This is a genomic window from Pseudacidovorax sp. DMC4 (assembly GCF_056314265.1).
Map to the genome: position 1 here is coordinate 714880 of NZ_JBQUYR010000001.1, position 14823 is coordinate 729702.

Annotated in this window: 14 protein-coding genes; 8 read left to right on the forward strand and 6 right to left on the reverse strand. The window is 70.8% G+C overall.

Annotated elements, in window-relative coordinates:
* Positions 1-159: 159 nt before the first annotated feature.
* The 4 genes from ACT54X_RS03290 (at position 160) to gloA (ending at position 4111) form a co-directional block, all read left to right on the forward strand.
* Positions 160-1212, forward strand: coding sequence for a Fe(3+) ABC transporter substrate-binding protein (locus tag ACT54X_RS03290; protein ID WP_294369725.1), 1053 nt, complete (start codon positions 160-162; stop codon positions 1210-1212).
* Positions 1213-1234: 22 nt separating this feature from the next.
* Positions 1235-2908, forward strand: coding sequence for an ABC transporter permease (locus ACT54X_RS03295; protein ID WP_294369909.1), 1674 nt, complete (start codon positions 1235-1237; stop codon positions 2906-2908).
* Positions 2905-3600: an ABC transporter ATP-binding protein gene (locus tag ACT54X_RS03300; RefSeq protein WP_294369727.1), complete on the forward strand. Its 696-nt coding sequence runs from the start codon at positions 2905-2907 to the stop codon at positions 3598-3600. Before ACT54X_RS03295 ends, ACT54X_RS03300 begins: the two co-directional genes overlap by 4 nt.
* Positions 3601-3694: 94 nt before the next feature.
* Positions 3695-4111: a lactoylglutathione lyase gene (gloA, locus tag ACT54X_RS03305; RefSeq protein ID WP_114804430.1), complete on the forward strand. Its 417-nt coding sequence runs from the start codon at positions 3695-3697 to the stop codon at positions 4109-4111.
* A gap of 45 nt (positions 4112-4156) precedes the next feature.
* Here gloA and ACT54X_RS03310 read toward each other — a convergent pair whose 3' ends face one another.
* Positions 4157-5110, reverse strand: coding sequence for a LysR family transcriptional regulator (locus ACT54X_RS03310; protein ID WP_294369728.1), 954 nt, complete (start codon positions 5108-5110; stop codon positions 4157-4159).
* A 127-nt stretch (positions 5111-5237) separates the two neighbouring features.
* On the opposite strand from ACT54X_RS03310, the gene ACT54X_RS03315 reads away from it, so the two are divergent.
* The 4 genes from ACT54X_RS03315 to ACT54X_RS03330 are packed head-to-tail and all read left to right on the forward strand — an operon-like array spanning position 5238 to position 9114.
* Positions 5238-6176 (forward strand): dihydrodipicolinate synthase family protein, encoded by a 939-nt coding sequence (locus tag ACT54X_RS03315; RefSeq protein ID WP_294369729.1) that lies wholly within the window; start codon positions 5238-5240, stop codon positions 6174-6176.
* A gap of 48 nt (positions 6177-6224) precedes the next feature.
* Positions 6225-7190, forward strand: a complete 966-nt coding sequence (locus ACT54X_RS03320) for a Bug family tripartite tricarboxylate transporter substrate binding protein (protein WP_294369912.1) — start codon at positions 6225-6227, stop codon at positions 7188-7190.
* Positions 7180-7902, forward strand: a complete 723-nt coding sequence (locus ACT54X_RS03325; protein ID WP_476344989.1) for an SDR family NAD(P)-dependent oxidoreductase — start codon at positions 7180-7182, stop codon at positions 7900-7902. The genes ACT54X_RS03320 and ACT54X_RS03325 overlap by 11 nt, the downstream gene beginning before the upstream one ends.
* A gap of 45 nt (positions 7903-7947) precedes the next feature.
* Positions 7948-9114: a mandelate racemase/muconate lactonizing enzyme family protein gene (locus ACT54X_RS03330; protein WP_294369732.1), complete on the forward strand. Its 1167-nt coding sequence runs from the start codon at positions 7948-7950 to the stop codon at positions 9112-9114.
* Between the two features lie 23 nt (positions 9115-9137).
* On the opposite strand, the gene ACT54X_RS03335 is transcribed toward ACT54X_RS03330, so the two are convergent.
* The 5 genes from ACT54X_RS03335 to ACT54X_RS03355 form a co-directional block, all read right to left on the reverse strand.
* Complete coding sequence (locus ACT54X_RS03335; RefSeq protein ID WP_354318778.1) at positions 9138-10253, reverse strand: NADH:flavin oxidoreductase/NADH oxidase; 1116 nt, start codon at positions 10251-10253, stop codon at positions 9138-9140.
* Between the two features lie 100 nt (positions 10254-10353).
* Positions 10354-11091 carry a haloacid dehalogenase type II gene (locus ACT54X_RS03340; RefSeq protein WP_354318779.1) on the reverse strand — a complete coding sequence of 246 codons (738 nt, stop codon included), beginning with the start codon at positions 11089-11091 and terminating at the stop codon, positions 10354-10356.
* Positions 11092-11131: 40 nt separating this feature from the next.
* Positions 11132-11767 (reverse strand): bifunctional 4-hydroxy-2-oxoglutarate aldolase/2-dehydro-3-deoxy-phosphogluconate aldolase, encoded by a 636-nt coding sequence (gene eda, locus ACT54X_RS03345; RefSeq protein WP_294369737.1) that lies wholly within the window; start codon positions 11765-11767, stop codon positions 11132-11134.
* Positions 11768-11826: 59 nt separating this feature from the next.
* Positions 11827-13662 (reverse strand): phosphogluconate dehydratase, encoded by a 1836-nt coding sequence (edd, locus tag ACT54X_RS03350; protein ID WP_354318781.1) that lies wholly within the window; start codon positions 13660-13662, stop codon positions 11827-11829.
* Positions 13663-13774: 112 nt separating this feature from the next.
* Positions 13775-14785: a TRAP transporter substrate-binding protein gene (locus ACT54X_RS03355; RefSeq protein WP_476344993.1), complete on the reverse strand. Its 1011-nt coding sequence runs from the start codon at positions 14783-14785 to the stop codon at positions 13775-13777.
* Positions 14786-14823: the final 38 nt, after the last annotated feature.

A 14823-nucleotide genomic window follows, 5' to 3' on the forward strand; every position in this document is an offset into this window, starting at 1 on the left:
CAGCGCCGGAGCAACCCGACGTTCCATCCAGGTTTGATGAAGACACCGCAGGCCGGCGTTGATAATGCTTCTCAGCCCGCAAGCACAACAACGACGAGAAGCGCGGCGCCCGTCGGCTGACCGGTCGACCTGTTCAAAAAACCTGGAGTGGGAATCCCAATGAAAGCATCGATCGCGCCCCGTGGCGCCTGGGCGCGCCGCGCCTTGCTCGCCGGCCTCGTCGGCACCGCAGCCGTCGCTGCGCAGGCCCAGGGCGAAGTCACCGTCTACACCACCCGCGAGCCCGGGCTGATCCAGCCGCTGCTGGCCGCCTTCACGCAGCAGACGCAGATCCAGGTCAAGACCGTGTTCGTCAAGGACGGCCTGGTCGAGCGCGTCAAGGCGGAGGGCCAGCGCTCGCCGGCCGATGTGCTGATGACGGTGGATGTGGGCAACCTGCTGGATCTGGTCGAGGCCGGCACCACGCAGCCCGTGCAGTCGGCCGCGCTGAATGCCGCCATTCCGGCCAACCTGCGCGGCAGCGACGGCCAGTGGTATGCGCTGTCGATGCGCGCCCGCGTGCTGTATGCGGACAAGGGCCTGAAGCTGCCCACCTTCCGCTACGAGGATCTGGCCGACGCCAAGTGGAAGGGCAAGGTCTGCATCCGCGCCGGCCAGCATCCCTACAACACAGCCCTGGTGGCGGCCATGATCGCCCACCACGGCGAGGCGAAGACCGAGCAGTGGCTCAGCGGCGTCAAGGCCAATCTGGCGCGCAAGCCCACCGGAGGCGATCGCGACGTGGCCCGCGACATCCTGGGCGGCATCTGCGACGTGGGCCTGGCCAACTCCTACTACGTGGGCCAGATGAAGGGCTCCAAGGAAGGCAGCGACGCCCGCAAGTGGGGTGACGGCATCCAGGTCGTGCGGCCGGTGTTCGGCGGCACGCAGCCGGGCGGCACGCACGTCAACATCAGTGGCGCCGCCGTGGCCAAGCATGCGCCGCAGAAGGCCAATGCGGTCAAGCTGCTGGAGTTCCTCGTCTCCGAGCCCGCGCAGGCCATGTACGCCCAGGCCAACTACGAGTACCCGGTCCGCAAGGGTGTGGCACTCGACCCGATCATCGGCCAGACGATCGGCGAGTTGAAGGTCGACCCGCTGCCGCTGACCGAGATCGCCAAGCACCGCAAGCAGGCCAGCCTGCTGGTGGACAAGGTTGGCTTCGACAAGTAAGCCGCTGCGCTTCGCGCCCTTCATGCGCCGCCCCGCGGGCCTGCGTCCCGTCGGGCGGCTTTGGCATGCGGCCACGGTCGCCATCGCCCTGGGCGTGCTGGCGCCGGTGGCCAGCCTCGTCTGGCTGGCCCTGGGCGCCGACCTGACGCACTGGGCGCATCTGGCCACCCATGTGCTGCCTGAAGCAGCCCTCAACACCGCGCTGCTGCTGGCGGGCGTGGGCGCCCTCACCCTGGGGGTGGGCACCGGCTGCGCCTGGCTGGTCGCCACCTGCGACTTTCCGGGCCATCGCTGGCTGCAATGGGCACTGCTGCTGCCGCTGGCCATGCCGACCTACATCGTGGCCTTCGCCTACCTGGACCTGCTGCATCCGCTCGGGCCGGTGCAGGGCGCCATCCGATGGGCCCTTGGCTACGACAGCCCGCGGCAGTTCCGCCTGCCCGACCTGCGCTCCATGGGCGGCGCGGTCTTCGTGCTGGGCATGGTGCTGTACCCCTATGTCTACATGACGGCGCGGGCCATGTTCGTGACCCAGCCCGCGCACCTGATGGAGGCCGCGCGCCTGCTGGGCGAAGGCCGCTGGGGCGCCTTCCGACGCGTGGCGCTGCCGCTGGCCCGCCCGGCCCTGGCGGTGGGCCTGAGCCTGGCGCTGCTGGAGACGCTCAACGACATCGGCGCCTCGGAATTCCTGGGCGTCAACACGCTCACTGTGGCGGTCTACACCACCTGGATCACCCGCTCCGACCTGGCCGGCGCCGCACAGATCGCCTGCGCCATGCTGGCGATGGTGGTCGCGCTGGTGCTGCTGGAGCGCCACGGCCGCCGGCACCAGCGCTTCGGCTCCGCGCAGCGCATGCGCGCGGTGACGCCGCGGCGCCTGCAGGGGCCGGCCGCCCTGGGCGCCACGCTGGCCGCGCTGTTGCCGGTGCTGATCGGCTTCGCGGCACCGGCCACCTACCTGGTGTGGGAAACCATCAAGCGCCTGCGGCTGGGCGGCGGCGTCTCGCCGGCGCTCATCGGCAGCCTGGGCAACACGCTGGCGGTCGCGCTGGGCGTGACGGTGCTGGCCGTGGCCGCCGGCCTGGTGGTGGCCTGGGCTACGCGCCAGCCGCCCGGCGCCATGACGCCGCGCCGCTGGCCGGCCCGCGCCGCCAGCCTGGGCTATGCGCTGCCCGGCACCGTGCTGGCCATCGGCCTGCTCACGCCGGCACTGGCGGCCGATGCCGGCATCGCCACCCTGTTCGGCCTTCCCGGCCTGCCGCTGATGAGCCTGGGCGTGACGCTGGTCGTCGCCTGCACGATCCGCTTCCTGGCCATGCCGGTGGGCGGCATCGAGGCTGGGCTGTCTCGCATTCCCGCCTCGCTCGAACAGGCCTCGCGCCTGCTGGGCGAAAGCCCGCTGGGCACGTTGCGCCGCGTGCACCTGCCACTGCTGCGCCCTGCCCTGTCGGCCGGCGCGTTGCTGGTCTTCGTGGACGCCATGAAGGAGCTGCCCGCCACGCTGCTGCTGCGCCCCGCCGACTTCGACACCCTGGCCACCTGGCTCTATGCCGAGGCCGCCCGCGGCACCTACGAGGAAGGCGCCATCGCCGCCCTGCTGATCGTGCTGGCCGGCCTGCTGCCCGTGGCCCTGCTGGCCCGCACGCCCGTCAGCGGCACGGCGGTGCAGGCCGACGACATCACGCCCCATCCATGACGACCGCTGCCGCCCTGCACATCGACCACCTTCGCCTCGGCTACGACACGCCGCGGGGCCTGCACACCGTGGTGGACGGCTTCTCTCTGACGCTCGAGGGCGGCCACATCGGCTGCCTGCTCGGTCCCTCGGGCTGCGGCAAGACGACCGTGCTGCGCGCCGTGGCCGGCTTCGAGCCGGTGCGCGCCGGGCACATCCGGCTCGGCGGGCAACTGCTCTCCGGACCGGGCGTGCATCTGGCGCCGGAGCGGCGGCAGGTGGGCATGGTGTTCCAGGAATACGCGCTCTTTCCGCACCTCACGGCCGCACAGAACGTGGCCTTCGGCCTGCGCCGGCAACCGCGGCCCGCGCAGGAGGCGCGCGTGCGCGAGCTGCTGGGTGTGGTGGGACTGGCTGAGGCTGCCAGCCGCTATCCGCATGAACTGTCCGGCGGCCAGCAGCAGCGCATCGCCCTGGCCCGCGCGCTGGCGCCTGCGCCCGCGCTGCTGCTGATGGACGAACCCTTCTCCAACCTCGACGGCGCCACCCGCCAGCACCTGACGGTGCAGGTGCGCGACATCCTGCGCGCCGCGGGGCAGACCGCCATCCTCGTCACGCACCACGAGGCCGAGGCCCACACCATGGCCGACCGCATCGGCGTGATGCACAACGGCCGGTTGGCGCAGTGGCGGGAGATGGCGCGGCCCGTCTGAGCGCCGGCGGTGACAGCGGGCTTTTGCTGCGAGCCGCGACGAGGAACCGATCACACCGGAGAATCCGGGCTTTCGTTCCCTCCCCCACGACACCATGCGACTGCTGCACACCATGCTGCGCGTTGGCAACCTCCAGCGCTCCATCGACTTCTACACCCAGGTGCTCGGCATGAACCTGCTGCGCACCAGCGAGAACCCCGAATACAAGTACAGCCTGGCCTTCCTGGGCTTCGGCAACGGCAACCCCGAGCAGGCCGAGATCGAGCTGACCTACAACTGGGGCACCGACAGCTACGAGATGGGCACCGCCTACGGCCACATCGCCCTGGGCGTGCCGGACGCCTACGCGGCCTGCGACAAGATCAAGGCGGCGGGCGGCAACGTGACGCGCGAACCGGGGCCGGTGAAGGGCGGCACGACGGTCATCGCGTTCGTGACGGATCCGGATGGCTACAAGATCGAACTGATCCAACGCAAGGACGACGCCGGCACCGGCCAGGGCCTGCGCTGACCGATGTGCGATGCGGCGCCCCGTCGCATCGCGTTGCCCACCGACTCACTGCCCCGCTGCGTCCCCAGGCAGGCTCACCAGCCGCCACAGCGACTCCGCCAGCGCCGACATCGCCGCCGGCTGGCGGTACAGCCGGATCTCGACCGGCACCCGCCATCCCCCGCCGCCCGCATCCACCAACGCGCCGCTGCGCAGCTCATCCTGCACCAGGCTGGCCGGCAACCAGGCCACGCCCTTGCCTTCGCGCACCATGGCCTTGAGCAGGATGGCGTGGTGGGCCGTGAAGACAATGGAGGCGCGGGGTTCAACGGCGGCCTGAGCCTCGTCGCCGAACAGTTCGCGCAGTTGGGCACGCAGGATGCGCCCCAGGCCCGAAGCCTCGCTGTAGGCCAGCACGGGCAGCGGGCCACCCGCAACCAGGTCGTGCATTGGCCGCCCCTGCGCATCCGGCGCCGACAGCGGCAGCAGCACATCGCCATCCAGCCGCAGCCACGGATGCTGCGCCTCGTCCAGCCGGCCCGCCACCTCGGCATGGCCATGGCACAGCACGAACTGCACGCGCCGCTGAAGCGCCAGGTCCTCGCAGGCCAGGGAGCTGTCCGACAGCGTTTGCACCGGGCCGATGCGCAGCCGCCCTTCCAGTCCGGCCAGCCAGGCCGGGAACCAGGTCAACGACAGCACATGCGTGGCCGCGAAGCGCAGGCTGGCTGCGGCCGACTCGTGGGCGGCGCGGGCCTTCTGGCGTGCAGCCTCCAGTCCAGCCAGCACGCCGCGCAGCAACGGTAGGAACCGCTGCCCCGCCGCCGTGAGCGCCACCGGATGGGCGCTGCGGTCGCACAGCTCCACGCCCACCCATTCCTCCAGCGACCGGATGTGGCGGCTGAAGGCGGGCTGCGCGATGTGCCGCACCTCGGCCGCGCGCGAGAAGCTGCCGGTGTCGGCCAGCGCGACGAAGTCTTCCAGCCAGTCGAGGTCGAGGGGGCGGTTGCCCGGGCCCATGGGCGTCTCCTGCGGGGCCGCACGGCCCGCGATAGTTGTATGCGATTCGAGTATTGGACGGTCCGGGGGCCGGCGCGGAATCATCCGCTCCGCTTCCTTCACCCATCGCACCGCACGGAGACCTGCAATGCCGTCCATCGAAAATTATCGGGGGATCATCCCCGCCATCGCCTGCCCCTTCACCCCCGACCATCGCATCGACGAGCCGGCCCTGCGCCAGCTTGCCAGCTGGCTCGCCGGCCATGAGGGCGTGGTGGCCGTGATGACCAACGGCCACACGGGCGAGGTCTTCTCGCTCACCCCCGCCGAGCGGGCCGAGGTCACGCGCATCGTGGCCGACGAACTGCGCGGCCGTCTGCCGGTGATCTCGTCCATCGTCTGCGAAGGCCTGGCCGAGGCGGCAGAACACGCACGCGCCGCCCAGGCCGCCGGCGCCGCGGCGCTGGACGTGATGCCGCCCCACCACTGGCTGCGCTTCGGCTTCACGCCGGGTCATGCGCTGCAGTACTTCGAGGCCATCCACCGCGCCGCGCCCGAGCTGGACCTGGTCTGCCACGTCTACCCCGCCTGGACGCGCGCCTCGTACAGCTCGCAGCTGCTGGCCGAGCTGGCCCGCCTGCCGTACCTGCAGGCCTTCAAGGTCGGCCAGCGGGACATGAACAAGTACGCCCGGGACATCCAGGCCATCCGCGAGGCCAACCCGGCAAAGGCGATCCTGACCTGCCACGACGAATACCTGCTGGCCTCGATGGTGCAGGGCGTGGACGGCGCGCTGGTGGGTTTCGCCACCTTCATCCCGCAACTCATCATCGACCTGTGGGCCGCGGTGAAGGCCGGCGACCTGAAGAAGGCGATGGCCATCCAGGCCGTGATCACCCCGCTGAAGGACGCCGTCTACGGCGGCGGCGAGCCCACGGGCGAGGCCCATGCGCGCATGAAGGGCGGCATGTACCTGGCCGGCGTGCTGGAGCGCGCCACCGCGCGCCCGCCCACCGAGGCGCCCAATCCGCAGGAGATGGACGCCCTGCGCGCCGCCTGCCGCCAGGCCGGCCTGCTGCGCCGCTGAGCCGTCCGCACGGCTCCTCGGAACAACGACACCGGAGACAACACCATGCTGCAACGCAGACGCTTTTTGCACGGCGCCCTGGGCGCCGCCACGCTGGCCGCCGCCGCGCCCGTGATGGCGCAGGGCTGGCCCAACCGGGTGGTGCGGGTGATCATTCCCTTCCCGCCCGGCGGCACGCTCGACACGGTCGGCCGCATGCTGGCCCAGAAGCTGGGCGAGCAGATGGGCCAGACCTTCCTGGTCGAGAACCGTCCGGGCGGCAATGGCGCCATCGGTGCCGAGGTGGTGGCCAAGGCCGGCAACGACGGCTACACGCTGCTGTTCAACGCCTCGACCTTCACCACGGCGCCGATGACCATGAAGTCGGTGCGCTACGACGTGGTGCGCGACTTCGCGCCGGTGGCGCTGGTGGCCAAGGCGCCGCTGTCGGTGGCGGTCAACAAGAACCTGCCGATCACCGACGTGCGCTCGCTGATGGCCTACGCCAAGTCCAACCCCGGCAAGATGACCTTCGCGGTCGGCTCCATCGGCTCGGCCGGCCACCTGGCGACCGAGCTGTTGCGCCGCGCCGGCAATCTGGACTACCTGATCGTGCCCTACAAGGGCACAGCGCCCGCCTTCCAGGACCTGATCGGCGGGCAGATCGACGGCTTCATCGACCCGATCCTCGGCTCGCTGCAGTACCACAAGAGCGGCATGCTGCGCGTGGTGGCGGTCACCTCGGCCCAGCGCGCGGCCAGCCTGCCCGACGTGCCCACGGTGGCCGAGACGCTGCCGGGCTACGAGTTCTACAGCTGGTACGGCCTGTGGGCGCCGGCCGGAACGCCGGCCGACATCACCCGCCGCCTCAATGCCGAGACCAACAAGGCCCTGGCGGGCGAGATGAAGACGCTGCTGGGCTCGCAGGGCCTGCTGCTCACGCCCGGCACGGCGGAGGAATTCGCCGCCTTCCAGCAGGCCGACATGGAGCGCTCGCGCAAGATCATCACGGAGGGCAACATCCGTGTCGATTGAGGGCAGCACCGCAGTGCCGCAGCCCCAGCCGCATGCCGTCGTCAGCGGCAGCAGCAGCGGCATCGGGCGTGCCATCGCCATGGCGCTGCTCGATGCCGGCTGGCAGGTCAGCGGGCTCGACGCCGCGCCCGCCTCGATCGTGCATGCCGCCTTCACGGGCCACGCCATCGACCTGCGCGACGGCGCCGCCATCGCCCGTCTGTGCGCCACGCTGCCGCCGGCCCAGGCCCTGGTGCATGCGGCCGGCGTGCTGCGCGTCGGCCCGCTGGGCCAGCTCGATGCCGAGGCCGGCGAGCTGATGTGGCGCCTGCATGTGGACGCCGCCAGCCGCCTGGCCGACGCGCTGGTGCCCGGCATGGCCGAGCGCCGCAAGGGCCGGGTCGTCTTCATCGGCAGCCGGGTAGCGCAGGGCATGCCGGGCCGCAGCCAGTACGCGGCCACCAAGGCGGCGCTGGTCGCGCTGGCCCGCAGTTGGGGCGCCGAGGTGGCGGCGCAGGGCGTGACGGTCAACGTCATCTCGCCCGCCGCCACGGCCACCGGCATGCTTCAGGACCCGGCCCGCGCCGGCAGTGCACCGCGGCTGCCGCCCATCGGCCGGCTGATCGAGCCGGCGGAAATCGCCGCCCTCGCCACCTTCCTGCTCTCGCCCCAGGCGGCGGCCATCACCGGGCAGGACATCGCCATCTGCGGCGGCTCGTCGCTGCCCCGCTGAACCCGCTCTTTTCTTTTTCTTCGACCTATCACCCACGCGCTCGCCATGAAGATCGTCAACATCCTCGAATCCACGCGGCCCATCAAATCCAACATCCGCAACGCCTACATCGACTTCTCGAAGATGACCCTGAGCTTGGTGGCCGTGGTCACCGACGTGATCCGCGACGGGCGACCGGTGATCGGCTACGGCTTCAATTCCAACGGCCGCTACGGCCAGGGCGCGCTGATGCGCGAGCGCTTCATCCCGCGCGTGCTGGAGGCCGACCCGGCCAACCTGCGCGACGAGACGGGCGACAACCTCGACCCGCACCGCATCTGGGCCTGCATGATGAGCAACGAGAAGCCCGGCGGCCACGGCGAGCGCTCGGTGGCGGTCGGCACCATCGACATGGCGGTGTGGGACGCCGTGGCCAAGATCGAGGGCAAGCCGCTCTTCCAGCTGCTGGCCGAGCGCTACGGCAACGGCCAAGCCAACCCGCGCGTCTTCGTCTACGCGGCGGGCGGCTACTACCACCCGGGCAAGGGGCTGGATGGCCTGCGGCAGGAAATGGAGGGCTACCTGGCCCGCGGCTACTCGGTGGTCAAAATGAAGATCGGCGGCGCGCCGCTGGCCGAGGACTGCGAGCGCATCGAGGCCGTGCTCAAGATGCTGGCACCCGGCCAGCAGCTGGCCGTGGACGCCAACGGCCGCTTCGACCTGCCCACGGCACTCGACTACGGCCGCGCCCTGTCGCAGTACCCGCTCTTCTGGTACGAAGAGGCCGGCGACCCGCTGGACTACGAGCTGCAGGCCCGCCTGGGCGAGGCCTATGCCGGCCCGCTGGCCACGGGCGAGAACCTGTTCTCGATGCAGGACGCGCGCAACCTGATCCGCCATGGCGGCATGCGGCCCGACCGCGACTGGCTGCAGTTCGACTGCGCGCTGAGCTATGGCCTGGTCGAGTACCTGCGCACGCTCGACATGCTCAAGGACCACGGCTGGTCACCCAGCCGCTGCATTCCGCACGGCGGGCACCAGATGTCGCTGGCCATCGCGGCCGGCCTGGGCCTGGGCGGCAACGAAAGCTATCCCGACCTGTTCCAGCCCTACGGCGGCTTTCCCGATGGCGTGAAGGTGGACAACGGCCATGTGCACCTGCCGCCGCTGCCGGGCATCGGCTTCGAGGGCAAGGCCGACCTGATCGCGGAGATGCACGCGCTGGCGCGCTGATGGGCCAGCCACCGGCGGCCGCTTCAGCGCTGCGCGATGCGCGCGCCGGTGAACAGGTCCTTGAACTCGCGCGGCTGCGAACGCCAGTACTGCCGCGGCGCGTTCACCTGGGCGCCGAGTTCGGCCGCGGCATGCCAGGGCCAACGCGGCTCGTACAGCATGGCCCGCGCCAGCGCCACCGCGTCGGCCTGGCCCTCGGCAATGGCGGTTTCGGCCTGGCGCGCCTCGGTGATCAGGCCCACACCCAGAGTTGGCAAGCCGACGCGCGCCTTGACCTCGCGGGCAAAGCCGAGCTGGTAGCCCGGGCCCACCGGAATCTTCTGCTGGGGCGACACGCCACCACTGGAGACGTGGATCGCGCTGCAGCCGCACGCCTTGAGCGCCTCGGCGAAGGCCACCGTGCTGGGCAGATCCCAGCCGCCATCGACCCAGTCGGTGGCGGAGACACGCACCCACACCGGCACCTCGGCCGGCACGGCGGCGCGCACGGCCTCGAACACCTCCAGCGGGAAGCGCATGCGCTTCTCCAGGGTGCCGCCGTAGCCGTCGCTGCGCGCATTGGCCAGCGGCGACAGGAACTGGTGCAGCAGATAGCCATGGGCCGCATGCAGCTCGATGCCCTGCAGGCCGACGCGCACGGCGCGCTTCGCGGCAGCGACGAAATCGTCACGGACCTTGGCCAGACCCGCATCGTCGAGCGCCGCAGGCGGCACTTCCCCATCGCCATGCGGCAATGCGCTGGGCGCCACGGCCAGCCAGCCGCCGGGTTCATCGGGACGCAGCTGGCTGCCGCCGTCCCAGGGCGCGCGGCTGGAGGCCTTGCGTCCGGCGTGGGCCAGTTGCACGGCGATCGGCATGTCGGAGTGCCCGCGTATCGCGCGGAGCATGTCGGCCATCGCCGCTTCGGACGCCTCGTCGTAGAGGCCCAGATCGGCCGGGCTGATGCGGCCCTCGGGCGAGACGGCGGTCGCCTCCAGGATCAGCATTCCGGCGCCGGACAGGGCCAGGTGCCCGTAGTGGATGCAGTGCCAGTCGGCCGCCCGGCCCTCCTCGGCGGAGTACTGGCACATGGGCGCAATGACGATGCGGTTGGGCAGCGTCAGTGCGCCCAGGCGCAGGGGTTCGAACAGGGGACTCATCCGGAAGGCTCCTCGGTGCGCAACAAAGCATCGGAGCCTAGCGGAGCACCGCGCCAACCGCCGCCGTGGGGCCAATGGCGCGCGGCGTTCGCGCGGGCGCTCAGCAGCCCAGCAGGTCCGCCAGGTGCCCGATGTCCCGCGTGTGCAGGTCGTTGCCCGGCTGAGGCGAAACGTCCTTGGGACGCGACGGGCCGAACTCCGCGGGGCGCTCGATGTACGCGGTCGCCAGGCCGCAGTGACGCGCGGCCGCCAGGTCGTTGTGGTGGGCAGCGGCCAGCATCACGCGGTTGGGCGGCAGGTCGAACACGCCGGCCACGCCCAGGTAGGTGCGCGGATCGGGCTTGTAGGCCTTGAACACCTCGGCCGAGAGCACGCAGTCCCAGGGCAGGCCCGCGCGCTTGGCCATGTTGGTGAGCAGGCCGATGTTGCCGTTGGACAGCGGGCAGATGGTGTAGCGACGCTTGAGCCGCGTGAGCCCCGCCACCGCATCGGGCCAGGCAGGCAACCGGTGCCAGGCGCGGTTGAGTTCGCGCTTGGCAGCGCGGTCCAGCCGCTCGGAGCCGATGGAGAAGTCGGCCAGCACGGTCTCCAGGATGCTCAGGTGCAGCTCGTCGAGCAGGGTGAAGCCGCCCTCGCCTTCGGCCAGCCGTTCCATCACGGCCTTCATGGCGGGCTGGTAGCCGGCGCGCCAGGCCAGGGCGAAGGCGCTGCCGTCGGTACCGGGCAGCAGCCGCTCGACCTCGGCGGCGATGCCGCTGTGCCAGTCCACGACGGTGCCGAAGACGTCGAAGGCGATGACCTCGATGGAGGCGGGATCGAAAACGTTGGATGCAGTCATGACCAGCGACTCTAGCGCCCCGTGGCGCCAGCGTCCTGCATCAGCGGGACAGGGCCTTGGCCTCGCGGGCCAGGGTCTCGATGCGGGCCCAGTCCTTCTGCGCGATGGCATCGGCCGGCACGATCCACGAGCCGCCCACGCAGGCCACATTGGCGAGCGCCAGGAACTCCGCTGCATTGCCCGCATGGATGCCGCCGGTGGGGCAGAACTTCACCTCGCCGAAAGGGCCCTGCCAGGCCTTGAGCATGGGCGCACCGCCCGCCTGCAGCGCCGGGAAGAACTTGAGCTGCTGGTAGCCGTCTTCCTGCGCCATCATGATCTCGCTGCCGGTGGCCACTCCCGGCAGCAGCGGCAGGCCGAGATCGTGGCAGGCCTTGCCCACGGCGCGGGTGTAGCCCGGGCTGACGCCGAAGCGGGCACCGGCCAGCGCAGCCGCCTGCGCGTCGGCGGCGCTGCGGATGGTGCCGGCGCCGGCCACGGCCTCGGGCACTTCCTTGGCGATGCGCTCGATGCATTCCAGCGCCACCGGCGTGCGAAGGGTGACTTCGAGCATGCGGATGCCGCCGGCCGCCAGCGCGCGGGCCAGGGGCACGGCATCCTGCGGGTCCTGCAACACGATGACGGGAATGACGGGTGCGTCTTGCATCACGTCGAGGGCGGTGAGGGTCTGGTTCATGGCAGTGGGCCTTGGCAAGGCGTAAAGAAGGGTCGCAAAACAGAGAGCCGGTGCCGGGCTTACAGCCAGGTGCAGGCGCCCTCTTCCGCGGCAGTGGCGTTGCGGCGCATGCCGGCGAAGAGTTCGCGCCCCAGACCGCGGCCGTCGGCGGCGCGCTGCTCGGCCGACATCACGGCGGGCTCGCGCTGGGCCCATTCGTCGTCGGGCACCAGCACGGCCAGCGTGCCGGCCACGGCGTCCAGGCGGATCAGGTCGCCATCGCGCACCTTGGCCAGCGGGCCACCGGCAGCGGCCTCCGGCGAAACATGGATGGCAGCCGGCACCTTGCCCGACGCGCCGCTCATGCGGCCGTCGGTGACCAGCGCCACCTTGAAACCCTTGCCCTGCAGCACCGACAGCGGCGGCGTGAGCTTGTGCAGCTCGGGCATGCCGTTGGCCTGCGGGCCCTGCCAGCGCACCACGCAGACCACGTCGCGCTCCAACTCACCGGCCGCGAAGGCTTTCTGCAGCGCAGCCTGCGAGTCGAAGACCTGCGCCGGCGCCTCGATCACATGGCGGTCGTCGGGCACCGAGGACACCTTGATCACGCTGCGGCCCAGGTTGCCGGTTAGCAGCTTGAGCCCGCCGGTGGCGCTGAAGGGATTGTTGGCCGGCCGGGCCACGTCCACGTCCTTCGACGGCCAGGCGGGCACCCAGCGCAGGCCGCCGTCGTCGGCGCCCTGCGGAATCTGCGCGTACTCGGCCAGGCCGCCGGGGCGCACGGTACGCACGTCGGCATGCATCAGGCCGGCCTCCATCAGCTCGTGGATCACGAAGCCGGGACCGCCCGCCTGCTGGAAGCCGTTCACATCGGCCGTGCCGTTGGGGTACACGCGGGTCAGCAGCGGCACCACGTCGGACAGCTGCGAGAAGTCGTTCCAGTCGATCAGGATGCCGGCCGCGCGCGCCACCGCCACCCAATGGATCAGGTGGTTGGTCGAGCCGCCGGTGGCCAGCAGCGCCACCATGGCATTGACGATGCAGCGCTCGTCCACCAGCTCGCCGATGGGCGGCACCGCGTAGCCGTCGGCAGCCGTCTTGCCGAGCACGGTGCGCACGGCCTCGCGCGTGAGGTGCTCGCGCAGGCCGTCGTGCGGCTGGATGAAGGCGGTGCCCGGCACATGCAGGCCCATGGCCTCCATCAGCATCTGGTTGCTGTTGGCCGTGCCGTAGAAGGTGCAGGTGCCCTGGTCGTGGTAGGCGGCCATCTCGGCCTCCATCAGGCCTTCGCGGCCGACCAGGCCTTGCGCTGCTTGCTCGCGCACCTTGGCCTTGGCGCTGTTCGACAGGCCCGAGGGCATGGGGCCGGCCGGCACGAACACGGTGGGCAGGTGGCCGAAGTGCAGCGCGCCGATCAGGAGGCCCGGCACGATCTTGTCGCAGATGCCCAGCATCAGCGCGGCATCGAACATGTCGTGCGTGAGGGCCACGGCGGTGCCCATGGCGATGGTGTCGCGGCTGAACAGCGACAGCTCCATGCCCGGCGTGCCCTGCGTGACGCCGTCGCACATGGCCGGCACGCCGCCGGCCACCTGGGCCGTGGCGCCCAGCTTGCGGGCCTCGTCCTTGAGGACTTCGGGGTACGTACGGAAAGGCGCGTGGGCCGACAGCATGTCGTTGTAGGCCGTCACGATGCCGATGTTGGGCGCGCGCTCCGCCACGATGCGCAGCTTGTCGTTGGCGGGCACGCCGGCCACGGCGTGGGCCACGTTGGCGCAGCCCATGCGGTCGGAGCCGCGCTGGCGGCCGCCGATTTCGGCGATCTGCTGCAGGTAGGCCGTACGCAGCGCGCGGCTTTTTTCGCGGATGCGTTCGGTGACGGCGTGGAGCGTGGGGTGCAGGGAGGTGCGGGGCATGGCGGGCGCGTGGGGCTGGGGAAACTACGGAGTCAATCGTACGTCGCAACCGACCCGGCACGCGCGTCGGATTGCAACGCCCGCCCCGCGCGCCGGGCCGTCGCGGCGCGCCTTACTTGCCGCCGCGGGCCTTGGCAACCGCCGCGTTGACCGAATCCCAGGTCTCCTGACCCACGGACTTGGCGATGCCGGCGTGCACCGACGTGAGCTTCTCGCGCATGCGGTTGGCCTCGGCAAGCGGCAGCTCGTTGACCTGCATGCCCTTGGTCTTGAGCTCGGCCAGGGCCTGGGCGGCTTCCTCGCGCGTGTCCTTGCGCTCGAAGTCGCGGCTCTTGACGGCGGCGTCCTGCAGCACCTTCTTCTCGGCGGGGCTGAGGGTGTCCCACCACTTCTTGCTCACGGTGACGATCCAGGGGCTGTAGACGTGGTTGGTGACCGTCAGGTACTTCTGCACTTCATAGAACTTGCTCGAGAGCACCGTGTTGTACGGGTTCTCCTGGCCGTCGACGGCGCGCGTCTCCAGCGCGGTGAACAGCTCCGAGAAGGGCAGCGGCACCGCATTGGCGCCCAGCGTCTTGAAGCTGTCGAGGAACACGTTGTTCTGCATCACGCGCAGCTTGACGTCGTTCAGGTCCTCCAGCTTGGTGACCGGCCGCTTGCTGTTGGTGAGGTTGCGGAAGCCGTTCTCCCAGTACACCAGGCCGACCATGCCCTTGGGCTCCAGCTTCGCCTTGACGGCCTCGCCGGTGGGGCCGTCGAGCACCGTGTCGGCCTCCTTGGCGGTGGAGAACAGGAAGGGCGTGTCCCACACGGCCATCTCGGGCACCAGGCCGACCAGGGTGGCGGTGGAGCCGACCATCATCTCCTGCGCACCGCCGATCAAGGCCTGCTGCATCTGGGTGTCGGAGCCGAGCGAGGCATTGCCGATGCCGCGGATCTTCATCTTGCCGCCGCTGGCCTTCTCGACCTCCTGGGCGAAGAAGCGCACGGCGCGGCCCTGGTTGGAGTTGTCGACCAGGCCGTAGCCGAAGCGCACGATGCGCGGCTTGAAGTCCTGGGCGTGGGCGGCACCGGTGGCCACGAGGGCGGCGACGAGGCCGGCGAAAGCGAAACGCATGCGCATGGTTGTCTTCCTTTGGATTGGGATGAGGGAACGAAGAG